23 protein-coding genes are annotated in these 24,780 nt (G+C 69.5%); 14 read left to right on the top strand and 9 right to left on the bottom strand.

The features are described 5' to 3' along the window. Positions 1-539 precede the first annotated feature (539 nt). A complete protein-coding gene (locus tag OO70_RS29635; protein WP_199827432.1) occupies positions 540-1,262 on the top strand; it encodes a hypothetical protein in 723 nt (240 codons plus the stop codon). Positions 1,263-1,511: 249 nt separating this feature from the next. Here OO70_RS29635 and OO70_RS29630 read toward each other — a convergent pair whose 3' ends face one another. Together OO70_RS29630 and OO70_RS29625 are read right to left on the bottom strand one after the other, a co-directional pair. Next, entirely contained in the window at positions 1,512-2,249 is a 738-nt protein-coding gene (locus OO70_RS29630) for a hypothetical protein (RefSeq protein ID WP_043677719.1), read from the bottom strand. 12 nt (positions 2,250-2,261) lie between these two features. Continuing rightward, positions 2,262-3,299, bottom strand: coding sequence for a LacI family DNA-binding transcriptional regulator (locus tag OO70_RS29625; RefSeq protein ID WP_043677807.1), 1,038 nt, complete (start codon positions 3,297-3,299; stop codon positions 2,262-2,264). Positions 3,300-3,504: 205 nt separating this feature from the next. Between OO70_RS29625 and OO70_RS29620 the strand changes: the two genes are divergently transcribed. Further along, complete coding sequence (locus tag OO70_RS29620; RefSeq protein WP_043677717.1) at positions 3,505-4,458, top strand: ROK family protein; 954 nt, start codon at positions 3,505-3,507, stop codon at positions 4,456-4,458. A gap of 63 nt (positions 4,459-4,521) precedes the next feature. Here OO70_RS29620 and OO70_RS29615 read toward each other — a convergent pair whose 3' ends face one another. Continuing rightward, entirely contained in the window at positions 4,522-6,543 is a 2,022-nt protein-coding gene (locus OO70_RS29615; RefSeq protein WP_199827431.1) for an NPCBM/NEW2 domain-containing protein, read from the bottom strand. Between the two features lie 189 nt (positions 6,544-6,732). Here OO70_RS29615 and OO70_RS29610 point away from each other — a divergent pair, with 189 nt between their 5' ends. The 8 genes from OO70_RS29610 (at position 6,733) to OO70_RS29575 (ending at position 15,382) form a co-directional block, all read left to right on the top strand. Continuing rightward, positions 6,733-7,704: a TIGR01777 family oxidoreductase gene (locus tag OO70_RS29610; protein WP_043677715.1), complete on the top strand. Its 972-nt coding sequence runs from the start codon at positions 6,733-6,735 to the stop codon at positions 7,702-7,704. A 30-nt stretch (positions 7,705-7,734) separates the two neighbouring features. Further along, positions 7,735-7,929 (top strand): hypothetical protein, encoded by a 195-nt coding sequence (locus OO70_RS29605; protein WP_199827430.1) that lies wholly within the window; start codon positions 7,735-7,737, stop codon positions 7,927-7,929. Positions 7,930-8,068: 139 nt separating this feature from the next. After that, a complete protein-coding gene (locus OO70_RS29600; protein ID WP_043677712.1) occupies positions 8,069-9,112 on the top strand; it encodes an NUDIX hydrolase in 1,044 nt (347 codons plus the stop codon). Positions 9,113-9,362: 250 nt separating this feature from the next. After that, positions 9,363-11,180 (top strand): ABC transporter family substrate-binding protein, encoded by a 1,818-nt coding sequence (locus tag OO70_RS29595; protein WP_043677710.1) that lies wholly within the window; start codon positions 9,363-9,365, stop codon positions 11,178-11,180. Between the two features lie 120 nt (positions 11,181-11,300). After that, entirely contained in the window at positions 11,301-12,287 is a 987-nt protein-coding gene (locus OO70_RS29590) for an ABC transporter permease (RefSeq protein WP_043677708.1), read from the top strand. Next, entirely contained in the window at positions 12,280-13,200 is a 921-nt protein-coding gene (locus tag OO70_RS29585; RefSeq protein WP_043677705.1) for an ABC transporter permease, read from the top strand. Before OO70_RS29590 ends, OO70_RS29585 begins: the two co-directional genes overlap by 8 nt. A 17-nt stretch (positions 13,201-13,217) precedes the next feature. Further along, on the top strand, positions 13,218-14,315 hold the full coding sequence (locus OO70_RS29580) for an ABC transporter ATP-binding protein (protein WP_043677703.1): 1,098 nt from the start codon (positions 13,218-13,220) through the stop codon (positions 14,313-14,315). Then, complete coding sequence (locus OO70_RS29575) at positions 14,312-15,382, top strand: ABC transporter ATP-binding protein (RefSeq protein WP_043677702.1); 1,071 nt, start codon at positions 14,312-14,314, stop codon at positions 15,380-15,382. Before OO70_RS29580 ends, OO70_RS29575 begins: the two co-directional genes overlap by 4 nt. Here OO70_RS29575 and OO70_RS29570 read toward each other — a convergent pair. The 3 genes from OO70_RS29570 to OO70_RS29560 are packed head-to-tail and all read right to left on the bottom strand — an operon-like array spanning position 15,355 to position 18,117. Continuing rightward, positions 15,355-16,410, bottom strand: a complete 1,056-nt coding sequence (locus OO70_RS29570) for a protein kinase family protein (RefSeq protein ID WP_043677699.1) — start codon at positions 16,408-16,410, stop codon at positions 15,355-15,357. The two genes, OO70_RS29575 and OO70_RS29570, sit on opposite strands and share 28 nt — an antisense overlap. Positions 16,411-16,424: 14 nt before the next feature. Next, positions 16,425-16,727, bottom strand: a complete 303-nt coding sequence (locus tag OO70_RS29565; protein WP_043677799.1) for a DUF1905 domain-containing protein — start codon at positions 16,725-16,727, stop codon at positions 16,425-16,427. Positions 16,728-16,761: 34 nt separating this feature from the next. Further along, positions 16,762-18,117, bottom strand: coding sequence for a dipeptidase (locus OO70_RS29560; RefSeq protein WP_043677695.1), 1,356 nt, complete (start codon positions 18,115-18,117; stop codon positions 16,762-16,764). 132 nt (positions 18,118-18,249) lie between these two features. Here OO70_RS29560 and OO70_RS29555 point away from each other — a divergent pair, with 132 nt between their 5' ends. Further along, the gene (locus OO70_RS29555) at positions 18,250-19,509 is read left to right on the top strand and encodes a geranylgeranyl reductase family protein (protein ID WP_043677692.1); all 1,260 of its coding nucleotides are present in this window, start codon (positions 18,250-18,252) and stop codon (positions 19,507-19,509) included. On the opposite strand, the gene OO70_RS29550 is transcribed toward OO70_RS29555, so the two are convergent. Continuing rightward, entirely contained in the window at positions 19,499-19,948 is a 450-nt protein-coding gene (locus OO70_RS29550) for a nitroreductase family deazaflavin-dependent oxidoreductase (protein WP_043677690.1), read from the bottom strand. The genes OO70_RS29555 and OO70_RS29550 overlap by 11 nt on opposite strands. 172 nt (positions 19,949-20,120) lie before the next feature. Here OO70_RS29550 and OO70_RS29545 point away from each other — a divergent pair, with 172 nt between their 5' ends. The 3 genes from OO70_RS29545 (at position 20,121) to OO70_RS29535 (ending at position 22,856) form a co-directional block, all read left to right on the top strand. Then, positions 20,121-20,813, top strand: a complete 693-nt coding sequence (locus OO70_RS29545; RefSeq protein WP_043677685.1) for a TetR/AcrR family transcriptional regulator — start codon at positions 20,121-20,123, stop codon at positions 20,811-20,813. Positions 20,814-20,973: 160 nt separating this feature from the next. Beyond that, positions 20,974-22,194 carry a sensor histidine kinase gene (locus OO70_RS29540; protein ID WP_043677684.1) on the top strand — a complete coding sequence of 407 codons (1,221 nt, stop codon included), beginning with the start codon at positions 20,974-20,976 and terminating at the stop codon, positions 22,192-22,194. Beyond that, entirely contained in the window at positions 22,191-22,856 is a 666-nt protein-coding gene (locus OO70_RS29535; protein ID WP_043677681.1) for a response regulator transcription factor, read from the top strand. The genes OO70_RS29540 and OO70_RS29535 overlap by 4 nt, the downstream gene beginning before the upstream one ends. On the opposite strand, the gene OO70_RS29530 is transcribed toward OO70_RS29535, so the two are convergent. Next, the gene (locus tag OO70_RS29530; RefSeq protein WP_043677679.1) at positions 22,817-23,104 is read right to left on the bottom strand and encodes a DUF6332 family protein; all 288 of its coding nucleotides are present in this window, start codon (positions 23,102-23,104) and stop codon (positions 22,817-22,819) included. The genes OO70_RS29535 and OO70_RS29530 overlap by 40 nt on opposite strands. 174 nt (positions 23,105-23,278) lie before the next feature. Then, positions 23,279-24,769, bottom strand: coding sequence for an MFS transporter (locus tag OO70_RS29525; protein ID WP_043677677.1), 1,491 nt, complete (start codon positions 24,767-24,769; stop codon positions 23,279-23,281). Positions 24,770-24,780 lie beyond the last annotated feature (11 nt).

Here is a 24,780-nt window from a genome sequence, read left to right as displayed (position 1 = left end):
ACCACCAAGATCTACACGTAAGGAGTCGTCGGCAGCGTCAGATGTGTATAAGAGACAGGGCTGGGGTTGATGCCGGTTCCGGGGCCGGTTCCGGGGCCGGTTCCGGGGCTGGGGGTGCAATCGAGGCTGTCGATGGCGGGGTTGGGGTTGGGGCCGACGTCGTAATCGAGGCCGATGCCGGGACCGGAGCTGATACCGAGGACGAGGCTGGGGCTCGGTCCGGGGCTGAGGGAGAGGGATCGGACGCCGCTGAGTCGGCGAAGACCGGACAAGGGCCAAGCTCTGCGCGGTACGTGACTCCGGTTGGGCCGGGCCCTGGCGTCGCCGAGCTGGTCGAATTCGCCCCGCAAGGAACAGGCTCCCCGGACCAGTCACCCTCAGCTGGGTCAACGCCAAGTGCCTCACCCTGGTCCCAATCGGCCGCGCAAGCCCCAAGCTCCCCGCAGTGGCCCGCATCCGACGCCCTCGCACCCGCGTCTACAAGCCCTCCCACATCCGTGCCCCAAGGCTTCGGCCCGCCCCTCGCCTCCGTAGCCTCCGTGTCTCACCCCTCCCCGCCGACCGGGCGCATGACCGCCGGCCCCCGCCCAACTCCATCCCGCCGTAAGGTGTGCGTCCTGATAGCCGCCGCTGCCGTAGTCGCAGTCCTCGCCGGTGCCGGAGTGGTCGTCGCCCGCATGGTCAACTCCGGTGACAGCACGGTTACTTCGCAGCCCACCGCACCCCCGGCCGGCGATGGTGTCGGGCCCGCCTCGCCCACCGGGCATACGGATGCCCACCGCTCGGACGCCCCCAAGCCCACCGAACAGGGCGACGACGGGACCCAGGCGCCGACGCAGGAGCACACCGGCAAGGGGGAGAGCACGACGCCGGGGCAAGCTCCCAGCGCCGCCCCGACCCGGTCCACGTCCTCCGGCGGCGACGGCACCGGCGGCAGCGCCGCCGCGACCGGCGGAGCCAGTGCCAGCTCCAGCCCCGCCGCCGCATGCCAGTCCATCGGCGGCGGCAAGTACAACTGCCAGGTGTGGCGCAGCGCCAAGTCCTACACCGCGTCCGGCACTGAAGTCGGTGTCCTCGGCGCGGGCACCAACTACTTCTACTGCCAACAGAACTTGGGCCGCCGTGAGACGTACGGTCAGTGGACCAACGTCTGGTGGGCGAAGACGGACGACGACAGCGGCAACACGAACGTCTATGTCAGCGACGTCTACCTCAAGGGCGGCGACAACGACGAGCCGGTACCGGGGCTGCCGGTCTGCTGAAGTCCCCGTCCCGGAACGGTCGGAATTGATCGCATCCTGCGCCTCAACCTGCCAGCCGGCTCCCACCGGCTGCGACTCAGGATCTTCTGGTGCTCGCGCTTCAGCAGACGGCAGAGCCCGTGGCGGTGGCTGGGGCTCCTCGCAACGCAACGGCACGATCCGCTTCGGCCTGGCGACCTCGCGGGGTTGCCTCGGTGGTGGCCTCGCCTTCATCGGGGCCTGGATCTCCCGCACGAGGTGCGTACTCGCTCACCTTTCCAGGCCCGACGCCGTCACCAGCCCCTCCTCCCGGAACAGCCTCGTACCCCGCTCGCACAACTCCCGATCCGCCCGCGCCCGTTCACAGAACTCCTCCGGCGTCCGCCCGAACAGCTTCCTCAACTTGGCCGACTCACCCAGCAGTTCGGTGAGCAGCGCTCGTTCGCCCGGATGCCGACGCGGTACTCCCGTACCGTCACGCAGCACACCGTGCCGGTTGACGTAGACGTACACGCCCGGCAGCAACTCCCCGGAGTCCGTGTCGAATCGGAACTCGGAACCGGAGCCGGACCCGGGCAGCCAGACCCGGTCGTAAGCCCCCTCGCTCGCATCCACCACCGCAAGCTGCCGCGCATCGAACCACGTCACGAACAACTCCCGTACGACACCTGGTCCCTTGACCGGCGACGCCGACACATACCCCACGCGGCTCACATGCGCGGAGACGCCGACGTCGACGCCGGTGACCCGTACCTTCAGCATCGGGACGGGAGAGTCGATCCCGAACTCCGCCATCTTGTGCCGCAGTTGACCGGGGCAGGCATTGGAGCCGATCGCGAGGACCGGGGTGCGGTTCGCGTACGGGGGGTGGTCGTCGAGGGGCAACAGGCGGTCGCCGAGCAGGAGTCCGGACTCGGTGGGCCACGCACCCGGGTAGGAGAGCGGATCCTCGCGCGGGGCCCGGTCCAGCCCCAGGGCCTTCAGCGTGCGGTCCACACCGTCGTCCACGCGCCGCGTCCCTCAGTCCGACGGCGGCAGTTCGCCCGAGCCGCGAGTGATCAACCGGGTCGGCAGCTCGATGCGTTCCGGAGCGATCAACGTGCCGTCCAGCTGGCGGAAGAGGCGTTCCGCGGCCGTGCGGCCGAGGGTTGCCGCGTCCTGGGCGACGACGGTCACGCCGGGCCGGAGCAGGTCGGCGAGTTCGATGTCGTCGAAGCCGACGAGGGCGATCTGGCGGGGCTGTTCGGCGAGGACGCGGACGACGGTGACCGTCACGCGGTTGTTGCCGGTGAAGATCGCGGTGACGGGGGAGGGGCCGGTCAGCATCTCCTCCGCCGCCCGGCGCACCCGGACGGGGTCGGTCACGCCGAGGGACATCCAGGAGTCCTCGACCGGTATGCCCGCGTCCTCCATGGCGGCGCGGTAGCCGCGCAGTCGCTCGGCGGCCGTGTGGATGCGGGGCATGTCACCGATGAAGCCGATGCGCCGGTGTCCGTGGGAGATGAGGTGGGTGACGCCGTCGCGCGCGCCGCCGTAGCTGTCGGACAGGACGACGTCGGCGTCGATCTTGCCGGCGGGACGGTCCACGAAGACGGTGGCCACGCCCGCCTTGATCTCCGGTTCCAGGTAGCGGTGGTCGTCGCCGGCCGGGATCACCACCAGCCCGTCCACGCGCCGGGCGCACAGCGCCAGCACCAACTCCTGCTCGCGGTCCGGGTCTTCGGCGCTGGAGCCGTTGATCAGCAGCGCGCCGTGCGCCCGGGCGACTTCCTCGACCGCGCGGCTGAGGGGGCCGTAGAACGGGTCGGCGAGGTCCTCCAGGACGAGGCCGATGCTTGCCGTGCTGCCCTTGCGCAGGACGCGCGCGCTGTCGTTGCGGCGGAAGCCGAGGGCGTCGATGGCCTCCTGGACGCGGCGCTCGGTGTCGGGGGTCACGCCCGGTTCGCCGTTGACCACGCGCGACACCGTTTTCAGGCCGACACCGGCGCGCGCGGCCACGTCCTTCATGGTCGGACGGTTGCCGTAGCGGTTCTCGGGGCGGCGGGCGGTCTCTGGCACGATGCGCTGTCCTGTCCTGTCGTCCACGGGGGATGCATAGGTCCATGGGTTTGTATGAGGATGTGGCGTCGAGCATAGAGCCTGGACAACGTTGTCATGTGCGAGAGAGACTGTCCACCGATATCTCCGGCCTGCGCCCCCACCGCGAGACCGGTCCAACTCACCTACTGGTGGTTCTGATGTTTGACGGGGAGATCTGACACTGATGCACACCGACCTCGTGGCCGCGCTCGACATCGGCGGTACCAAGATCGCCGGGGCGCTGGTGGACGGCCACGGCAAGATCCTGGTGCGCGCGCAGCGCCCGACGCCCTCGCAGGACGACGGCGACACCGTGATGCGAGCCGTGGAGGAGGTGCTCGCGGAGCTGACCGCATCCCCTTCGTGGTCCCGCGCGAGCGCCCTCGGCATCGGCAGCGCGGGTCCCGTGGACGCCTCCGCCGGCACCGTGAGTCCGGTCAACGTGCCCGGCTGGCGCGACTATCCGCTCGTCGAGCGGGTGCGTGCGGCGACCGGGGGCCTGCCCGTCGAGCTGATCGGCGACGGCGTGGCGATCACGGCGGCCGAGCACTGGCAGGGCGCCGCGCGCGGGCACGCCAACGCGCTGTGCATGGTGGTCTCCACGGGAGTCGGCGGCGGCCTCGTCCTCAACGGCCAGCTGCATCCCGGGCCGACCGGCAACGCGGGCCACATCGGCCACATCAGCGTGGACCTGGACGGCGACGCCTGCCCGTGCGGTTCGCGTGGCTGCGTGGAGCGGATCGCCAGCGGCCCCAACATCGCCCGGCGGGCGGTCGAGAACGGCTGGCTGCCGGGTCCCGACGGCGACACCTCGGCCGCCGCCGTGGCCGCCGCCGCCCGTGCCGGTGACCCGATCGCCGTGGCCTCCTTCGAGCGGGCGGCACAAGCCCTCGCCGCCGGTATCGCGGCCACCGCGACCCTCGTCGAGATCGACATCGCCGTGATCGGCGGGGGCGTCGGCAAGGCGGGCGACGTACTCTTCACGCCGCTGCGCAAGGCCCTGCGGGACTACGCGACGCTGTCCTTCGTGCAGCGGCTGACGGTGACGCCGGCTCAGATGGGCACGGACGCCGGGCTGGTGGGAGCGGCCGCGGCCGCGCTCGCCGGGCAGACGAGCACGACCGCGGCCGGTGTGTGAGGAACGGACCGGCCGAAACGTTCGTTCAGCGGCCTGTGCCCCTTGAAATGCGATGTGCCTTGCTCAGCACGTGAGTTGAGCGTTCGCCCAGTCCGCGTGGTCCGAGTCGATCCCGTCGCCGCCGTCGGTGACGACGAGTCGGACCACCTGGGCGCCGGTCACGTCCGCCGTGATCGGCTGGGCGGGCATCGCGTTGGTGAGGACGCCGGTCGAGGCGACCTTCGTACCGTCCGCCCAGATCTCGAAGGCGACGGTCCCGTTGGCACCCTTCTCGTCGTCCACACCGACGTCGGCGGTGACCTTCTCGCACGTCTTCCCGGTGTAGTACTCGACGTCGCTCTCGGCGTGGACACCGAGCCCCTTGGCGTACACCACTCCGCCGAGAGTGATCGGATGACCGTCCCCCGCGGCACTCTCGCCGTTGCTGGTGTTGCGCTCAACGGGCCCCCATCCATTGGCCGTTGACATCCAGGGAAGGTCACCGAGGTACGAAGTCCCCGCGGGCGGTGCCACCACGACGGACGCGGTGAACGGCAGGGCGCTGCTGACACGCGCACCGCTCGGCGAGCGGTAACTCGCCTTCAGCGTGAGGTCGTACGACCCCGTCGGCGTCCCCGAGGGCGCGGTGACCGTCCACTTCGTGCGCAGCGACCTGCCTGTCGGTACGGCCTTGGCCGTCGTGGAGGACTTGGCCCGGATCTTCCAGCCGGCGGGTCCTGTCAGGGTCACGGAGACGTGCTCGGCGGTCGTACGGCCGAGGTCCGTCACGGTTGTCGTGAGCGGGGTCGCGGTCGCCGCCTGGACCAACGGGGCGCTGCCCAGGCCGAGTTCGACGGCGGGCGGGTTCTTGAGGGAGTTACGGTCGGCGGAGACCCGTACGAGGACCGTGCCGTGGGCCGGGACGGTCGCGGAGATCGCGCCGGCGGTGTTGTAGCTCTTGTGCTGCCACAGGTCGCGCAGGGTGTAGGCCCGGGCGTTCGGGAGGCCTACGGCCGCAGCCGTCGTGGCGATGCGCTGGGCGCTGCCGGACTCGTTGAAGAGCGCGACCGTACGACTGCCGTCCTTCATCTCCTTGGCGACGACCCAGCGTCCGCCTTCGGACGTGACAACGTTGCCCTGCTTGCCCAGCGGGTCCTGGTCGACCGCGATGACCTCTTTGTTGTCGAGGATGTCGAAGGTCGCGGGGGTCGCGGTGCGCAGGTCCGAGCCGATGAGGAGCGGTGCGGCCATGATCGACCACATGGAGAAGTGCGAGCGGTACTCGGTGTCCGTCATCCCGCCGTTGCCGACCTCGAGCATGTCGGGGTCGTTCCAGTGCCCGGGGCCGGCGTACTGCGCGAGGGGCAGGTTCTGCTTGAGGATCGACAGCATCGAACCCCAGTTGTCGCTGATGTCACCGGTCGTGCGCCACAGATGTCCGACGTCTGCGGCCCACTCCCAGGGCTTGTTCTCGCCCCATTCGCAGATGCTGAAGACGATCGGGCGGCCGGTGGCCTTCAGGGCGTCGCGCATGGTGTTGTAGCGCAACTTGGCGTCCACGCCTTGGTTGTTGCAGTTGTCGTACTTGAGATAGTCCACGCCCCAGTCGGCGAACTGCTGCGCGTCGCTGTACTCGTGACCCAGGCCGCCCGGGAACCCGGCGTCGTTGCACGTCTTCGTGCCGGCGCTGGTGTAGATGCCGAGCTTGAGTCCCTTGGAGTGCACGTAGTCGGCGACGGCCTTGATCCCGTGCGGGAAGCGGGCCGGGTCGGGGACGAGTTTGCCGTCGGCGTCGCGGTTCGGCAGGGCCCAGCAGTCGTCGAGGTTGACGTACTGGTAGCCGGCGGCCTTGAGGCCCTTGTTGACGAATATGTCCGCGATTCCCTCGACCATGGACTCGTTGAACTCGGCGCGGCAGTTGGTGGAGTTCCAGTTGTTGAAACCCATCGGAGGTGTGAGCGCCTGACCGTCGGCCAGGGCGGGGGAGGCGGGGTCCTGTACCGGGGTGGCGACCGCGGGCACGGCGAGGCCCGCCGTGCACAACAGCCCTGCTGCGAGGGCTCCTAGCACTCTTCGCCGGGTCGTGCGGGTGTGGGGGTGGCGCATGGTGACGTTCCTCCGGACTCGCGAGAGATGGGATCACTTTCTGTGCATGCCATGTGCGCGATTACGGTAGAAGGTGTCGAACTCTGTTGGAAGAGTTGCGTATTGATTGTTCGACTTTCCATCGCGTGCGAGTTTTGAACATGTTCAACTTTCTGCGCTAGGCTCACTCCTGACAGAAGGGGGAGCCCGGTGAAGATCGTCATTCCCGGTGGAACGGGGCAGGTGGGCGGGATTCTCGATCGCGCCCTGACCGAGGCCGGTCACGAGGTCGTCGTCCTGACCCGGCGGCCTACTCGTGACCGCGAGGTGTGGTGGGACGGCGAGAACCTGGGCACCTGGGCCCGGGAGATCGACGGCAGCGATGTGGTGATCAACCTGGCTGGGCGCAGCGTCAGTTGCCGCTACACCGCCGCCAACCTGAAGGCCATGATGGACTCGCGCGTGCACTCCACCCGGGTCGTCGGCGAGGCCGTCGCCGCAGCCGCGAGCCCGCCGCGCGTCTGGCTGCAGATGAGCACCGCCACCGTCTACGCCCATCGCTACGACGCCCCCAACGACGAGGCCACCGGCCTGATCGGCGGCGCCGAACCCGGCGTACCCGACTACTGGTCCTACAGCGTCGAGATCGCCAGGAACTGGGAACGCGAGCAGGAGCGCGCCGACACCCCGCACACCCGCAAGGTGGCCCTGCGTGCCGCCATGGTGATGAGCCCTGACCGTGGCGGTGTCTTCGACGTCCTGTCGGGACTGGTCCGGCTCGGGCTCGGTGGTCCGGTCGCGGGCGGTGCGCAGTATGTCTCCTGGATCCACGACCAGGACTTCGTCCGCGCCGTCGAGTTCCTCGTCGAACGGGAGGACATCGCCGGGCCGGTGAACCTCGCCGCCCCCGGGCCGCTCCCGCAGCGCGCGTTCATGCGCGTCCTGCGCGCCGCCCGGGGCGTCCCCGTGGGGCTGCCCGCCACCAAGTGGATGGCGGAACTGGGCGCCTTCGCCCTGCGATCGGACACCGAGCTTCTCCTGAAGAGCCGGCGGGTCGTCCCCGGGCGGCTGCTGGCGGAGGGGTTCACCTTCGAGCATCCCCAGTGGCTGGAAGCGGCCGTGGACCTCGTGCGGCGGGCGCGGAACGGGGCGGGTTCCACTCGGCGGGCCGTCCGGGCGTGACCCCGGCGCGCTTCGTCAGTTGAACGGGGCATGAAGAAGCGCAGCATGCTGGCCATCGCCTCCCTCGCCACCGGGTTCGTCGTCGCCGCGATCACTCCGTCGCACTCCCACGACCACGACGTACTCGGCGATCTGAACGTCAAGGACACCGTGGGTGCCATGGACCACCTCGTCAGCGACGGCAGCTTCGCCGTCGACGAGGGTGCCCTGGGAGAGAACAGCTGATACCGGTCGAAAGCGCACGGCGCCGGTGCCTCGTCGGAGGGGGCACCGGCGCCGTCGTATCTGCGCTCTCAACTGGGGCTGGTTTCCGTGGCAGGGTGGAACGGGCAAGCCACAGGGGGCCAACAGAAGAGGGGGAACTGTGACCGTCGTCTGGATCAACGGCGCGTTCGGTGCGGGGAAGACGACCACCGCACGGGAACTGATGGACCTGATCCCGAACAGCACGCTCTTCGACCCCGAGGTCATCGGCGGAGCACTTCCGTACCTGCTCCCGCCCAAGCACCTCGCGGAAGTCGGCGACTTCCAGGACCTGCCGATCTGGCGACGGCTCGTGATCGACACGGCGGCCGCCATGCTCGCCGAGCTCGGCGGGACCCTCGTCGTCCCGATGACCCTGCTGCGCCAGGAGTACCGCGACGAGATCTTCGGCGGTCTCGCGGCCCGCCGGGTCACGGTCCGGCATGTTCTCCTCGCTCCGGCGGAAACGATCCTGCGCGAGCGAATAGCCGGCCGGGAGATCCCACCGGACCTCCCCGACGGCGAGCTGCGGATGCAGCAGTGGGCGTACGACCACATCGAGCCGTACCGCGCCGCGCTCGGCTCCTGGCTCACCGCCGACGCCCATCTCGTCGACACCAGCGCGCTCACCCCGTACGAGACGGCCGCCAAGATCGCCGGGGCCGTCGGCAGCGGTGCCGTCCCCGTCTGCGACATCGTGCAGACCCCGGAACCCACCTCCGAGACCCTCGCGGCCGGAGTGCTGCTCTTCGACGAACAGGACCGCGTCCTGCTCGTCGACCCCACCTACAAGGCCGGCTGGGAGTTCCCCGGCGGTGTCGTCGAACCCGGCGAGGCACCCGCCCGGGCCGGCATGCGCGAGGTCACCGAGGAGACCGGCATCGTGCTCGACGACGTACCCCGGCTGCTCGTCGTCGACTGGGAACCGCCCGCGCCACCCGGCTACGGCGGTCTGCGCCTCCTCTTCGACGGCGGCCGGCTGGAGGCCGCCGAGGCCGACCGACTGCTGCTGCCCGGACCGGAGTTGCGCGGCTGGTGCTTCGCCACCGAACAGGAGGCGGCCGACCTGTTGCCGCCGGTCCGCTACGAGCGGCTGCGCTGGGCGCTGCGGGCCCGCGAGCGCGGGGCCGCGCTGTATCTGGAGGCGGGCGTACCGGTTGGCTGACGACACGTCAATTTGCGGTCAGATCAACGATGTTGGACGGGACTTTGCCTTTTCGGGGACGCGACCTGGCGATTTTGCGGGGTGCGGGTCATTCCGATAACAAAGCGAGGGTGAATTGTCGCCTTCCCGGTATGAACAAGAACGTGAAGAAGGTACATCGGAGCTCTAACGTCTTTGCGCAGCTCAGTTCTCTCGCGGCCGCCGGCCGCCTCGACGGGACCGGACATTTCGCCGGTCGAAGGAGAGGAACATGCGCGCGCCATCCTCGGCCCTCACCCGGGCCCTCACTCTCGCCGCCGGGCTCGCCCTGGTGCTCACCGCCTGCAGCAGCGGCGGCGGGGGCGGCGGCTCCGACAAAGGCAGCTCGGCCGGGCTCACCTCCTGCAACACCGTGGGCAAGGCCAACACCTGCAACTCGGCGACCACCAAGTCCGGCGGAACGTTCACCTATGTGCTGGAGAAGAACATCCAGCAGTGGAACGTCCAGGACGTCAACGGCAACACCTTCGAGAACGGGGAGGCCCTGGAGGTCGTCCTGCCGCAGGTGTTCATACCCCAGCCGGACTTCACCGTCGTCCTCAACACCGACCTGGTGACCTCGGCGACGCAGACCAGCACCAGCCCGCAGACCATCGTCTACAAGATCAACCCCAAGGCGACGTGGAACGACGGCACGCCCATCACCGCCGACGACTTCATCTACTACTGGCGCACCAACAACGGCAAGGACTGTCCGCCGCCGCCCGCCAGCGACTCCACGCAGACCAAGGGTTGTCTGCCGCAGAGCACCGCCGGCTACGACCGGATCAAGTCCCTGACGCCGTCCGACAACGGCAAGACCGTCACCATGGTGATGTCCAAGCCGTTCTCGGACTGGAAGTCGCTGTTCGGCGCGGGCTATCCGCTCTACCCGGCCCACACCGCGGAGAAGATCTCCGGCGCCAAGGCCGATGACGCCGCCGCCATGACGGCCACTCAGATGGCGCAGGCCTGGCAGTACTTCCTGAAGACGCCGCCCACCAAGTACCCCACCGCGGGCGCCTACAAGATGCAGCAGTGGGTCGACAACGACCACGCCACCTACGTGCCCGACCCCAAGTGGACCGGCGCGAAGAAGGCGACCCTCCAGCGGCTGATCTTCAAGGTGATCTCGGACGCCACCCAGGAACCAACGGCCCTGAAGAACAACGAGGTTCAGGGCATCTACCCGCAGCCCGAGGTGGACCTGGTCAACCAGGTCAAGGACATCCCCGGCGTCACCTACACCATCGGCAACGGTCTGACCTGGGAGCACTTCGACCTGAACCTGCACAACCCGGTGATCGGCAAGTATCTGCCGCTGCGGCAGGCGATGTTCACGGCGATCAACATCAAGGACATCATCGCCAAGACGGTCGGCCAGTTCGACCCGGCCGTGAAGCCGCTCGGCAACCACAACTTCGTTCCCGGGCAGGCCGGTTACAAGGACGTGGTCACCGCCACCGGCCAGGGATCCGGTGATCTGACCAAGGCGAAGAAGTACCTCACGGACGCCAAGTTCACCGGTGTGGGCACGGCGTTGAAGACGCCGGACGGCAAGGCCGTCGGACCCTTCAACTGCCGTTACACCACGGGCAACCAGATCCGGCAGAGCGAGTGCCAGATCCTGCAGAGCAACCTGGCGAGCCTCGGCATCAAGGTCACCATCAAACCGATCGGCGCCGCCGACCTCGGCACGGTCCTCGCGGGGCACCAGTACGACATCATCGTCTTCGCCTGGGTCGCGGCGCCGTTCCCGAGCAGTGGTGCCCAGCAGAACTGGTTCACCGGCGGTGGCGGCAACTTCGGCGGCTACAGCAACAAGACGGCCGACTCCATGATCTCCCAGGCCGTGGGCGAGACGGACGCGACGAAGGCCGCGGCTCTGCTCAACCAGGCCGACCAGCTCATGGTGAACGACGCCTACGTCCTGCCGCTGTACCAGAAGCCGACGTTCCTCGCCGTGCAGACGCGGTTCGTGAACATGCGGAACAACGCCACGAATGTGGGTCCGGCCTACAACACCGGCACGTGGGGCCTGAAGAAGTAGCCCCTCCGCCCGAGGGACAGCTCCACCGGCACGCCCGTCGAGCCCGGCCCCGGCAACACCGGGGCCGGGCCCGGCCCACGGACGGCATCCCCAACCCGTCGGCCTCCGAGAGAAGACCGCATGCTCGCCTACACGGTGCGTCGCATCCTCGTCTCGATACCCGTCCTCATCATCTCGACGTTCGTCGTGTTCCTGGTCGTCATCAACTCGGGCGACCCGGTGGCCAACTTCGCCACCTCACGACAACCCGCGCCCAGCAAAGCGGCGGTGGCCGCCTTCGCCCGGCACATCCACGCCAACCAGCCAGTGATGGAACGCTATTGGAACTGGATCACCGGCGTCCTGCACGGCGACTTCGGCCCGTCCGTGCAGGCCAACCTGAACATCGGGCACGACCTGTTCACCCGGTTCAAGGTGACCTTCACCCTGGTCGCCGCGGCGATGATCCTCGCGCTGATCATGGCCGTGGTGTTCGGCGTGTTCAGCGCCATCCGGCAGTACTCCGCCGCCGACTACACCATCACCTTCTTCGGCTTCCTGTTCCTCGCCATGCCGGTGTTCTGGTTCGCGGTGCTGCTCAAGCAGGCCGGCATCTGGTTCAACCAGAAGACCGGCAGCCAGTTCCTCGGCACCATCGGTGAGAAGTCGCCGTACCTCGAAGTCGACACCACCTGGAACGAGTTCACCGATCACGTGGGCCATCTGATCCTGCCCACCATCACCCTCGCCCTGGTCTCCTTCGCGTCCTGGACCCGCTACACCCGCGCCTCCATGCTGGAGGTCCTCAACAGCGACTACGTACGCCTCGCCCGCGCCAAGGGCCTCAGGCGCGGCAGGGTGATGACACGGCACGCGCTGCGCACCGCCCTCATCCCGCTCGCCACCGTCACCGCGCTCGACATCGCGATCATCCTGGGCGGCGCGGTGATCACGGAGACGATCTTCCAGTGGCACGGCATGGGCGAGATGCTGGTCCAGGCGGCGACCACGCTCGACGTCTACCGCACCATGGCCTGGCTGTTGCTCTCCGCCGTCGTCGTCATCGGGTTCAACCTCATCGCCGATCTGCTCTACGCCGTACTCGACCCGAGGATCCGCTATGACTGACATCGAGGCACCGGGGTCCGCGGGCACTCAACTGCCGCCCGGCGACCGCGAGTTCACCGTACGGCAGCGCACCCAGACCCAGCTGGTGCTGCGCCGCTTCGTGCGCCACCGGGCCGCGATGATCAGCCTGTTCGTGTTCGTGCTGATCCTGCTGTGGGCGTTCATCGGCCCGCACTTCTGGCACTACTCGTACCAGAAGTACACCGAGGACAACTCCAAACCCCCTTCCCTGAAGCATCCGTTCGGCACCGACTCCTCGGGCTACGACGGCTACGCCCAGGTCATGCGCGGCACCCAGACGTCGTTGAAGATCGCCATCATGATCGCGCTCGGCTCCACCTTCCTCGGCGCGATCTGGGGAGCCGTCGCCGGGTTCTACCGGGGCATCGTCGACGCGGTCATGATGCGCATCGCCGACCTGGTGCTGACGCTGCCGCTGTTCGCCATCGCGCTGGTCATCTCCTCCCGCACCGGCGGCTCCTGGTACTGGATCGCGATCGTGATCGCCGGACTGACCTGGGCGTACGTGGCCCGGGTCGTGCGCTCCTCGGTGCTGTCGCTGCGCGAGAAGGAGTTCATCGAGGCGGCGCGGGCGCTCGGTGCCTCGGACGCGCGGATCATCTTCCGGCATCTGCTGCCCAACGCCCTCGGCCCGATCATCGTCAACGCGACGATCCTGGTGGCCACCGGCATCCTCACCGAGACCGCGCTCTCCTTCCTCGGCTTCGGCGTCCAACCGCCCGACACCTCCCTGGGGTTGCTGGTCTCCCAGGCACAGACGGCGGTCGACACCCGGCCCTGGCTCTTCTACATCCCCGGCGCGTTCATCATCGCCATCGCGCTGACCATCAACTTCATCGGCGACGGACTGCGCGACGCCTTCGACCCCCGGCAGCAAAGGGTGCGACAGTGACGACCACGAGTCATGGAGTGCACGAGGTCCCCGTGACGTCCGCCGTCCTCGAAGTCGAGGACCTCAGCGTGGAGTTCGGCACGGAGGACGGCACCGTACGCGCCGTGCGCGGTGTCGGCTACCGGCTCGACCGGGGCGAATCCCTCGGCATCGTCGGCGAGTCCGGGTCCGGGAAGTCGGTCACCGCCCTCGCCGTGATGGGGCTGCTGCCGACCGGTGCCCGGGTGCGCGGCTCGGTCCGCTTCGAGGGCACGGAGCTGCTCGGCCTGTCCGACGCGCGCCTGTCCGACCTGCGCGGCAGCGGCGTCGCGATGATCTTCCAGGACCCGATGACCTCGCTCAACCCCGTCTACAACGTGGGGTACCAGATCAGCGAGACCCTGCTCCGCCACAACCCCGAGATGAAACACAAGGACGCCCGCAAACGGTCGATCGAGCTGCTCGGCACCGTCGGCATCCCCAGCCCCGAGCGGCGCGTCGACAGCTACCCGCACGAGATGTCCGGCGGTATGCGTCAGCGCGTCGTCATCGCGATCGCCATGGCCAACGACCCGGACGTGATCATCGCCGACGAGCCGACCACCGCCCTCGACGTCACCGTGCAGGCCCAGATCCTCGAGGCCCTGGAGACCGCCCGCGCCGAGACCGGCGCCGCGCTCGTCCTCATCACCCACGACCTGGGTGTGGTGGCCGGCCACACCGACCGGGTCGCGGTCATGTACGCGGGCCGGATAGTGGAGACCGGCTCGGTCGAGGACATCTTCTACACCCCGCGCATGCCCTACACCCTCGGTCTGCTCGGCTCCCTGCCCCGTCTGGACCGCGAGGAGGAACGTCTCACCCCCATCTCCGGCTCACCGCCGAGCCTGCTCAACCTGCCGCCCGGCTGCCCCTTCTCACCCCGGTGCCCGATGAGCCGGGACGTGTGCGACACGGACGAACCCGCGCTGCGCAGGGTCGGCAGCGACCTCCACCTCAGCGCCTGCCACTTCGCCGACGAACTCGTAGACACGGGCGCCGGTCAGGTCTTCGACGCGGTCGGCGCGGACACCGAGGCCCTGGCCCGCTTCGCCGACGCGGCCCCCGCCACGAACCCCGAGGAGGACGCCGTATGACCGCGCCCGCGCAGGCCACCACCCCCCTGCCGCCGCTGCCCGGCCACGGCGGCACCGGCGAACCGGTCCTCCAAGTCCGCGACCTGGTCAAGCACTTCCCGGTCATGTCCAAGGGCGTCATCCGCCGCCGCGTCGGTGATGTGCACGCGGTGTGCGGGGTCTCCTTCGACCTGTACGGGAACGAAACCCTGGGCCTGGTAGGGGAGTCGGGCTCCGGCAAGACGACGATCTCCCGCACCGTCCTCGGCCTGGAACGGGCCACCTCGGGCCAGGTCCGCTACCAGGGCCATGAACTCACCGAACTGAGCAGACGTCAGATGCGGCCCCTGCGGCGCGAGTTGCAGATCGTCTTCCAGGACCCGTACGCCTCCCTCGACCCACGGATGACCGTCCACGAGATCGTCGCCGAACCCCTGCGCATCCACGGGCAGTACGGGACGGGCGCCAAGGGCGAGGTGAGCGAACTCCTGCGCCTGGTCGGGCTCAACCCCGAGCACGGCAACCGTTTCGCCCACGAGTTCTCCGGCGGGCAGCGCCAACGCATCGGCATCGCACGGGCGTTGGCCCTGCACCCGAAGGTGATCATCCTCGACGAGCCGGTGTCGGCGCTCGACGTCTCGATCCAGGCGGGCGTCCTCAACCTGCTGATGGACCTGCAGAGCGAACTGAGCCTGTCCTTCCTGTTCGTGGCGCACGACCTGTCGGTGATGCGGCACGTGGCCGGCCGGGTCGCCGTCATGTACCTGGGCCGCCTGGTCGAGATCGCCCCCGCCCGCCAGCTCTTCGCCCGCCCCGCGCACCCGTACACCCAGGCCCTGGTGTCGGCCATCCCACTGCCCGACCCGCGCAAGGAACGCGCCCGGAAACGGATCACCATCCAGGGCGACGTCCCGAGCCCCGTCCGCCCGCCCAGCGGCTGCCGCTTCCGCACCCGCTGCCCCAAGTTCGCGAACCAGCTCACCGACAGCGAACGCACCTCCTGCGTCGAGGAGATACCGGCGCTCGTCGACCGGGGCGGCGGCAACCCGGTCGCCTGCCACTACGCGGAGAGCGTGGAGCTGCTGTAGTCGAGGCCGAGCTCCTCGGCGGACGGGTACGGGGTCAGCCTGCTCTCGTCCTTCAGGCGACGGTTGAAGTCACCGACGACCGCGCCGAGTTGGGCGTACCGGGAGATGAGCCCCGCGGCGGCATGCGGGATGCCCTCGGGCCGCTTGCCCTCGGCGCACGCGCGGAGGAACTCCTGGCGCTCGTCCGGGCCGTAGCCGTACAGGTCCACGACGAGCCAGTGCACCAGGTAGGAGAAGGCGTAGGCGCGGTCGTAGTGAAGGTGACGGTCGTAGAAGTCGCGTTCGTCCGGGGCGAGTCGGAAACGCGGGGAGAGCGCGAGACCGTAGTCGGCGAGGTAGAGCTGCTGTCCGTCGGTGAGGATGTTCCCGAAGTGGACGTCGAAGTGCAGGAGTTGCTGCGCGCGGAGGAAGCCGGTGACGGCTTCGAGGCCCTGTTCCACGAGGGCGCAGGCGGTGTCGGCGTCGTCGGTGCGCAGTTGGGCGGAGAGCCAGTCGTGGACGGTGTGCGGTTGGTGTTCCATGAACAGCGTCAGGCTCGCGGAGGCCGTGCGCAGGGCCTCGATGTGCTCACGTCCGCCGCCCCAGTAGGCCACGTTCCGCTCCACGTCGGCGAGTTCCTCGGGAAGTGACTGCTCCGGGTCGGGCAGCACACGCCAGTGGTGCAGCAGCGGGAAGCCCGAAAAGCGGTCGGAGAGCACCCAGTTGGTCGTCATCTCGTGCGTGGCCAGCTCGCGCCAGACGCCGAAACCGGGGCTGGGGATCGCACCGATGCCGTAGTGGCAGTAGGCGGGCGCCCCGAACACGTTGGCCGTGGACCGCACGTTCTCCGGCCGCCGCTCCAAGTCGGTCAGCGGCATCCGCTTCACGAACACGTTTCTGCCGTCGACCTCGATCAGCGTCGAGCGACCGCCGATGCCGGTCCCCAAGGGCGTGCCGGCCTCGACCAGTTCGGCGAGTTCGTGGTCGGAGAGAAGCGCGAGAGACGTGGCGATGTCGGCGTGGGCGGCGACGCGCGAGGTGCGGGACATGCCCTCATCCTCGTTCAGGAAGCGCCGAGTTGGAGGTGGACGGTCATCTCCACGGTCACCTCGTCGTCCGCCCCGAGACCCTGCGCCCCTCTCACGGCGCTCTTGAGCGGCAGCAGATAACCGCCGTCCTTGGGGAAGAGCGACGTGGTGAACTCGACCTCGCCGATGCGGGCCTCGACGGGGATCACACCCCAGCCGTACGAGGCTATGGCGGCGACCTCACGGATGTCCGCCGACTCCTCGTCCGGCACGGGGACGAAGTAGTACGGCGAAGGCCCGCGCCACTCGATCACCCGGCCGGTGAAGACGAACCGCATGCCGTCGATCCCTCCAACACCCATCAGTCCGCGCTCAGTTGCCCGCGTAGTTCTGCAGGAACAGCGCCTCCGCCACCGACAGCCGCTCCAACTCCTCAGGGGAGACACTCTCGTTCACCGCGTGGATCTGGGCCTCCGGTTCGCTGAGGCCGATGAGGAGGATCTCCGCCTGCGGGTAGAGGGCCGCGAGGGTGTTGCACAGCGGGATGGAGCCGCCCTGGCCGGCGTACTGCATCTCCTGGCCCGGGTAGGCCACGGCCATCGCGTCGGCCATCGCCGTGTACGCCGGGCTGGTCGTGTCGGCGCTGAAGGGCTGGCCCTGGCCGATCTGCTCGGTGCGGACGCGGGCGCCCCACGGGGTGTGGGCCTCCAGGTGGGCCTGGAGCAGCTTGGTGGCCTCGGCCGCGTCGACGCCCGGCGGGACCCGGAGGCTGACCAGCGCGCGGGCGCCGGCCTGCACGGACGGGGTGGCGCCGACGACCGGCGGGCAGTCGATGCCGAGGACCGTGACGGCCGGGCGGGCCCAGATGCGGTCGGCGACCGCGTCGGAACCGATCAGCTCGACGCCGTCCAGCACCTTGGCGTCCTTGCGGAACTGCTCCTCGTCGTACGTCAGCCCGTCCCAGGTCGACTGGGCGGCGAGCCCGTCGACCGTCGTCGAGCCGTCCTTCGCGCGCAGCGAGTCGAGTACGCGGATCAGTGCGGCCAGCGCGTCGGGCGCGGCACCGCCGAACTGGCCCGAGTGCAGGTTGCCTTCGAGGGTGTCGACCTGCACGCGCACCATGGTCATGCCGCGCAGGGTCGAGGTGACCGTGGGCAGACCGACCCGGAAGTTGCCTGTGTCGCCGATCACGATGGTGTCGGCGGCGAGCAGCTCGGGGTGTTCCTCGGCGTACCGCTCCAGGCCGCCCGTGCCCTGCTCCTCCGAGCCCTCGGCGATCACCTTGACGTGCACCGGGACACCGCCGTTGGCCTTGAGGGCGCGCAGCGCGAGCAGGTGCATGATCAGGCCGCCCTTGCAGTCGGCGGCACCGCGCCCGTACCAGCGGCCGTCGCGCTCGGTCAGTTCGAACGGCGGGGTCGTCCAGGCGGCCTCGTCCAGTGGCGGCTGCACGTCGTAGTGGGCGTACAGCAGCACGGTCTTGGCACCCTCCGGGCCGGGCAGGTAGCCGTACACCGACTGCGTGCCGTCCGGGGTGTCGAGCACGGCCACGTCCTGGAAACCCTCGGTGCGCAGCGCGTCGGCGACCCAGTTCGCGGCGCCCTCGCTCTCGCTCTTCGGGAACTGGTCGAAGTCCGCCACCGATTGGAAAGCCACGAGCTCGGTGAGCTCGGTCCTCGCCGTGGGCATCAGCGAGGCGACGGTCTCGGCGACCGGATGCGACGACATGGGCACGCTCCTTGTGGGTGCGACGTTGTACGAATGATGCCGTCGATCCTCCCACAGCGGTCTGTGGCGATGTCCGCCGTAGGATGCGGGGGACAGGTGCGGCAGCGGCTTGATCGGGAGCAGTAGACCATCGTGAGCAGCGAGAACTCTTCGGCGGACGACGAACAGCGGGTGTGGGACGTCGTCGTGGTGGGCGCGGGACCCGCGGGGGCTTCGGCCGCCTATGCGGCGGCGGTCGCGGGACGGCGCGTGCTGTTGCTGGAGAAAGCCGAGCTGCCCCGCTACAAGACATGCGGCGGCGGCATCATCGGACCCTCGCGCGACTCCCTGCCACCGGGCTTCGAGCTGCCGTTGAAGGACCGGGTGCACGCCATAACGTTCTCGAACAACGGGCGTTTCACGCGCACCCGCCGGTCCCGGCAGATGCTCTTCGGGCTGATCAACCGGCCCGAGTTCGACCAGCAGCTCGTCGAGCACGCGCAGAAGGCGGGCGCCGAGCTGCGTACGGGCGTCACAGTGACACGAGTCGAGCAGCACGGCTCCGCGGTGCCGGACCGGCGTACGGTCGCCGTGGTCCTCCAGGGCGGTGAGACGGTGCTCGCGCGGGCCGTCGTCGGCGCCGACGGCAGCGCCAGCCGGATAGGGGCGCACGTCGGGGTCAAGGTCGACCAGGTCGACTTGGGACTGGAGGCGGAGATCCCGGTGCCGGAGACGGTCGCCGAGGACTGGAAGGGCCGGGTGCTCATCGACTGGGGCCCGATGCCCGGGAGTTACGGCTGGGTCTTCCCCAAGGGCGACACGCTCACGGTCGGGGTGATCTCCGCGCGCGGTGAAGGCGCCGCCACGAAGCGGTACTTGGAGGACTTCATCGCCCGGCTCGGACTCGCCGGATTCGAACCGAGCATCTCCTCCGGGCACTTGACCCGGTGCCGGGCGGACGACTCGCCCCTGTCGCGCGGTCGAGTACTGGTGTGCGGGGACGCGGCGGGACTCCTGGAGCCGTGGACCCGGGAGGGCATCTCGTTCGCGCTGCGGTCGGGGCGGCTCGCGGGGGAGTGGGCGGTACGGATCGCCGAGGCGCACGACGCCGTGGACACCCGCCGCCAGGCCCTGAACTACGCGTTCGCGATCAAGGCGGGGCTCGGCGTGGAGATGAGCGTCGGCAAGACCATGCTGGCGGTCTTCGAGCGGCGCCCCGGTCTGTTCCACGCGGCCCTCACCGGCTTCCGGCCGGCCTGGAAGGCCTTCATGGACATCACCCGGGGCTCGACGACACTGGGCGAGCTGGTGCGCAGCCACCCGATGGCGCAGCGCGCGCTGACCGCGTTCGACCGCAGGACCGCGGAGGCCGAATCGCCCGTGGAGCCCGAGGAGGGCGAGGTCAGCTCCTGACCGTCACGTGGAAGACGGGGTGGTCGGGGGCGATCCGCCGCAGCTCGTCGTCGGAGGAGTCCGGGCCGACTCCTCCGAAGAACACGCCGACCTCGGCCTTCCAGCGCTTGAGGTAGGCGCGCAGCAGCGGCACCTTGTCGTCGCCGGTGACCTCGGTCGCGGTGAACGTGTCCACCTTCTTGCCGAGCCGCAGCTCGCCGCCGCCCGCCGCCCGCATGTTGTGCGTCCACTGGACGTGACCGCGCGGGGCGACGAGGTACTGCTGTCCGTCCACCGTCAGCAGGTTCACCGGGGTGGTCCGCCACTCGCCGCTCTTGCGGCCGCGGACCGCCAGCACCCGTGAACCCCAGACGCTGAGACCGCGGCGGGTGAACCAGGCGACGGCGCGGTTGAAGACGTTCACGGTGAACCAGCCGGGCTTCTGAACGTGCGTGCTCATGACGACTCCTGGGTTTCGTTTCGGAGAGCGCGGCTCCCATTTGTAAGCACTGCTCTCGCTCTCGGGAACAGTCTGCATCGGCTTGCCGGTCCAATGCAAGAGCGGTGCTCTCTTTTTTGTTCGGCGCTCTTGTTTGTGTGCGCTGCTCTGGATCCATGCCACACTGGCTCGTATGAGCACCACACAGGGCGCCCGTGCCCGAGCCAGGATCGAGGTCACCGCCGCCATCAAGGACGAGGCGCGCAGACAGCTCGCCGCCGAGGGCGCCGCGAAGCTCTCGCTGCGCGCGGTGGCTCGTGAGCTGGGCATGGTGTCCTCCGCCCTGTATCGCTACTTCCCCAGCCGGGACGATCTGCTGACCGCTCTCATCATCGACGCGTACGACTCCGTCGGGGAGGCCGCGGAAACGGCGCACGCCGAAGTCGCGGACGCGGGCGTGTTGCTCCGGTGGACGGCCGTGTGCGAGGCGGTGCGGGGTTGGGCGCTGGCGCATCCGCACGAGTACGCGCTGATCTACGGCTCGCCGGTCCCCGGGTATGTCGCCCCTGAGACCACCGTCCCGCCTGCCGCCCGCGTTGCCCTCCTGCTCATTGGCATCGCGCGGGACGCCCAGCGGGCCGGCATGCTGGCCGAGCCCCCGCTCCCGGCGGACCTCCACGCCGAGGCGGAGCGCATGGTCGCGGACTTCGCCGGTGACCTTCCGCCCGCGGTGGCCGTGGCCCTTGTGGCTGCGTGGGCCGAGCTGTACGGGCTGGTCAGTTTCGAGCTGTTCGGTCAGTTTCGCCGGGTGGTGGAGGATCGGGAGGCGTTCTTTCGGTATGCGGTGCGACGGCTTGCGCTGGGAGTGGGGCTTGCGGATGTCTGAGTGCTGCGCTGGACAGGTGGTTCGTTGGCTGCGAGCCGGTGGGGGCTGATCGCGCAGTTCCCCGCGCCCCTTGCAGGGGCGCTGTACTTCCCGGGGAGTATGTGTGATCACCCCGTCCGGCTGACGACCCCGACCCCGCCCGGCGTCTAGCGTGACGTGCATGGACGAGCAGCGGGTGCACGGCGAGGGACCGCCGCAGTGGTGGCGCCACGGGCCGCCGTGGGGCGGGGCGGCGGCCCCGACGCGGTGGCCCTGGCGGTCCACGCTGCTGGTCACCGTGTTCGTGCTGGGCGGCAGCAACTTCGCCTCGCACAGCCAGCCCGACCGGGTCCCACTCGACCTCTACGCGCGCGTGCTGCTCGTCGCCGGATCGGTGCTGCTCCTGTGGCGCCATCGGTACCCCGTGGGGGTGGCCTTCGGCACCGTGCTCGCCACCGTGCTGTACTTCGGCGCCGGATATCCGTACGGCCCGGTCTTCCTGCCCGTCGCGCTCGGCTGCTTCAGCGCGGTCGTCGCCGGCCGCCGGTGGGCCGCCTGGACCGCGCTGGGTGTGCTGTGGTCGGCGCATGTCCTGATCGCGCACTGGCTCTACCGCTGGCTGCCCCCGCAGCACGACCACGGAATGCCGTGGGGCCGTGAACTGGCCGTCGCCACCTGGGTGGTGGCCATCGCAGCGATCGCGGAACTGGCCCGCACTCGCCGCGAACAATGGGCCCGGGACCGTGCCGAGCGCGCCCAGGCGGCCCGCCGCCGCGCCGACGAGGAACGGCTGTGCATGGCCCGCGAGCTGCACGACGTCCTCGCGCACAGCATTTCCGTCATCAACGTCCAGGCGGGCGTCGGCCTCGCGCTCCTCGACTCCGACCCCGAGCAGGCCCGTACGGCCCTCACCACCATCAAGGCCGCCAGCAAGGAGGCGCTCGGCGAGGTCCGCCAGGTCCTCGACACCCTGCGCACCCCGGGCGACGCACCACGCGCCCCGGCACCCGGCCTCGACCGCCTGCCCGAACTGGTGCAACAGGCGGCGAGCGCCGGCCTCACGGTCGCGATCGACGGAACACCGCCGCACCTCCCGCCCGGCACCGACCTCGCCGCCTTCCGCATCGTCCAGGAGGCGCTCACCAATGTCGTACGGCACTCGGGCTCGCGGCACGCGCGCGTGCACATCGGCCACGAACGCGGTGCGCTACGGCTGCGCGTCGACGACGACGGGCCCCCGACCGGCGCGGACGCCGGGGGCAGCGGCAACGGGCTGGCCGGAATGCGGGAGCGGGCCGCCGGCCTCGGTGGCACGATCGAGGCGGGCCCGCGCCCGGACGGCGGCTTCCGGGTGCTCGCCGTACTGCCGTTGAAGGTCACGCCGAAGGAGGACGACCGGTGATCCGGGTACTGCTCGCCGACGACCAGTCACTGGTCCGGGCCGGCTTCAAGGCGTTGCTGGACGCGCAGCCGGACATCGAGGTGGCGGGCGAGGCGTCCGACGGCGAGGAAGCCGTGCGCACAGTGCGCGAACTGCGCCCCGACGTCGTCCTGATGGACATCCGCATGCCGCTGCTCGACGGGCTGGCCGCGACCCGCCGGATCACCGGGGACAGTGACCTGAAGGACGTGAAAGTGGTCATGCTGACCACCTTCGAACTCGACGAGTACGTCTTCGAGGCGATCCGCTCGGGCGCTTCCGGCTTCCTGGTCAAGGACACCGAACCGGAGGAACTCCTGCGTGCCGTAAGGGCGGTGGTCGAGGGCGACGCGCTGCTGTCGCCGGGTGTGACCCGCCGTCTGATCGCCGAGTTCGCGGCCCGTTCCAAGGAACCGGCGACCGCCGATGTCCTCACCCGGCTCACCGAGCGGGAACGGGAGGTGATGGCCCTGGTCGGCATCGGCCTCTCCAACGACGAGATCGCCCGCCGCCTGGTCGTCAGCCCGCTGACCGCCAAGACCCATGTCAGCCGCACAATGGTGAAACTCGGCGCCAGGGACAGGGCTCAACTGGTCGTGCTGGCCTACGAGTCGGGGTTGGTGCGGCCAGGCTGGCTGGGCTGACCCGCTGCCTGCCGGTACCGGTACAGCACGGTCACCACCCGGACGAGGAACACGACCGGCACGAGCACGAGCGCCCCGCGCACCAGCAACGTCTCGACGACGCCCGGCAGTTCGAACATCAGGGCGGGACCGGCGACCACCCCGAACAGCACCGCCGCCACGAACACCGCGCTGACCAGCGCGTACCCGATCTCCACGGTCATCGCGTCCCGCTCGGCCTGCGTGCGCCGTCCCCCGGTCATATCCATCCAGAAAGTCTCACACGTGTGCGCCCGGCGGGCAATCGACTCCGCCGGGCGCACAGGTGGGACGAGTTTCTCTGGGTGAGGCCTTGTAATCAGGCTCAGTCAGTCGCGCCCCATAGGGGCGCGGGGAACGGCGCGACCAACCCCCACCGGACCCGCAGACGAAATCCGACGCGCCTAGTCGTTGACCGCTACCCGCTCCGCTTCCGCCTCCGTCACCGTGGACTTGGCTACGACGATGGACTCTTGGGCATGCCGGGTACGCAGCCCCGGCAACGTGATCAACAACCCGGCCAGCGCGATGAACGTCACCACGACCAGCCCGGGCCGGTAACTGTCCAGCACCGCCTGCGGGGTGGCGTGTGCGGGCGCGTGCGCGGTGACCACGGCCGTGACGACGGCCAGGAAGATCGCGCCACCCACCTGCACCGAGGTGTTCAACAGCCCGGAGACCATGCCCTGTTCGTGGTCGTCGACCCCGTTGGTGGCCTGGATGTTGAGCGAGGGGAAGACCAACGCGAAGGCCGCTCCGATCAGCAGCATCGACGGCAGGATCACCGACGCGTACACGGGATCGACGCTGACCCGCAGGAACAGGGCGTACCCCACGACCATCAGCGCGAAGCCCACCACGATCAGTCGCTGGGTACCGAACCGGTCGACGATCGCACCCATCTTCGTCGAGGACGCCGCCACCAGCGCACCGGCCGGCAGGAAGGCGAGCGCCGTGTGCAACGCCGACCAGCCGAGCAGTTGCTGCATGTACAGCGTGACCAGGAACTGGAAGCCGACGTACGACCCGAAGAGGGCCATCGCGCCGAGCTGCGCGCGGATCTGGTTGCCGGAGCGCAGCACCCCGAGCCGGATCAACGGCCCGGCGGAGCGCCGCTCGACGTACACGAACACGGTGAGGAGGACTGCAACTGCCAGGAAGGACAAGAGAGTTCGCGCCGACGCCCACCCGGCCTCGGGAGCCTGTACGACGGTGAAGACCAGCAGCAGCATCGACGCGGTGCCGAGGACGGCGCCGGGGACGTCGTAGCCGTTGTGGTCCTTCTCGCGTTCGCTGCGCGGCAGCAGCTTGAGGCCGGCGAGCAGGGCGAGCAGTGCGATGGGCGCGGGGAGCAGCATGGTGAGCCGCCAACTGGCCTCCGTGAGCAGGCCGGAGAGCACCAGGCCCATGGAGAAGCCGGTGGCCGCGCAGGTGGTGTAGATGGACAGGGCGCGGTTGCGCAGGGGGCCCTCGGCGAAGGTCGTCGTGATGATCGAGAGGCCGGCGGGTGCCGTGAACGCCGCGCTCAGGCCCTTGATGAAGCGGCTGGCGATCAGCAGCGGGCCCGAGTCGACGAGGCCGCCGAGCAGCGAGGCCACCGCGAAGACACCCAGGGCGACCAGGAAGACCTGACGTCGGCCGAGCAGGTCGGCGGTCCTGCCGCCGAGGAGGAGCAGCCCGCCGTATCCCAGGATGTAGCCGCTGACGATCCATTGGAGCGTCGAGGTGGAGAGGTCGAGTTCGGAGCCGATGGAGGGCAGGGCGACGCCGACCATCGACACGTCGAGCGCGTCGAGGAACATCGCGGCGCAGAGCACCAGCAGGGTGCCCCACAGCCGGGGGGTCCAGCGGACCGCCGACGACGGGGCCGCCGGAGGGGAGAGCGGAGAGGTCATGCCGAAGACAC

It is taken from the genome of Streptomyces xylophagus (assembly GCF_000716435.1).
Taxonomy (GTDB): domain Bacteria; phylum Actinomycetota; class Actinomycetes; order Streptomycetales; family Streptomycetaceae; genus Streptomyces; species Streptomyces xylophagus.
This window is presented reverse-complemented; position numbering and strand designations above follow the sequence as displayed.

Coding starts and splice junctions, on each gene's coding strand:
- OO70_RS29620 (WP_043677717.1), top strand. CDS start 3,505: ATGCACACCGACCTCGTGGCCGCGCTCGACATCGGCGGTACCAAGATC.
- OO70_RS29615 (WP_199827431.1), bottom strand. CDS start 6,543: ATGCGCCACCCCCACACCCGCACGACCCGGCGAAGAGTGCTAGGAGCC.
- OO70_RS29605 (WP_199827430.1), top strand. CDS start 7,735: ATGAAGAAGCGCAGCATGCTGGCCATCGCCTCCCTCGCCACCGGGTTC.
- OO70_RS29595 (WP_043677710.1), top strand. CDS start 9,363: ATGCGCGCGCCATCCTCGGCCCTCACCCGGGCCCTCACTCTCGCCGCC.
- OO70_RS29590 (WP_043677708.1), top strand. CDS start 11,301: ATGCTCGCCTACACGGTGCGTCGCATCCTCGTCTCGATACCCGTCCTC.
- OO70_RS29585 (WP_043677705.1), top strand. CDS start 12,280: ATGACTGACATCGAGGCACCGGGGTCCGCGGGCACTCAACTGCCGCCC.
- OO70_RS29575 (WP_043677702.1), top strand. CDS start 14,312: ATGACCGCGCCCGCGCAGGCCACCACCCCCCTGCCGCCGCTGCCCGGC.
- OO70_RS29570 (WP_043677699.1), bottom strand. CDS start 16,410: ATGTCCCGCACCTCGCGCGTCGCCGCCCACGCCGACATCGCCACGTCT.
- OO70_RS29565 (WP_043677799.1), bottom strand. CDS start 16,727: ATGCGGTTCGTCTTCACCGGCCGGGTGATCGAGTGGCGCGGGCCTTCG.
- OO70_RS29560 (WP_043677695.1), bottom strand. CDS start 18,117: ATGTCGTCGCATCCGGTCGCCGAGACCGTCGCCTCGCTGATGCCCACG.
- OO70_RS29550 (WP_043677690.1), bottom strand. CDS start 19,948: ATGAGCACGCACGTTCAGAAGCCCGGCTGGTTCACCGTGAACGTCTTC.
- OO70_RS29545 (WP_043677685.1), top strand. CDS start 20,121: ATGAGCACCACACAGGGCGCCCGTGCCCGAGCCAGGATCGAGGTCACC.
- OO70_RS29540 (WP_043677684.1), top strand. CDS start 20,974: ATGGACGAGCAGCGGGTGCACGGCGAGGGACCGCCGCAGTGGTGGCGC.
- OO70_RS29530 (WP_043677679.1), bottom strand. CDS start 23,104: ATGGATATGACCGGGGGACGGCGCACGCAGGCCGAGCGGGACGCGATG.
- OO70_RS29525 (WP_043677677.1), bottom strand. CDS start 24,769: ATGACCTCTCCGCTCTCCCCTCCGGCGGCCCCGTCGTCGGCGGTCCGC.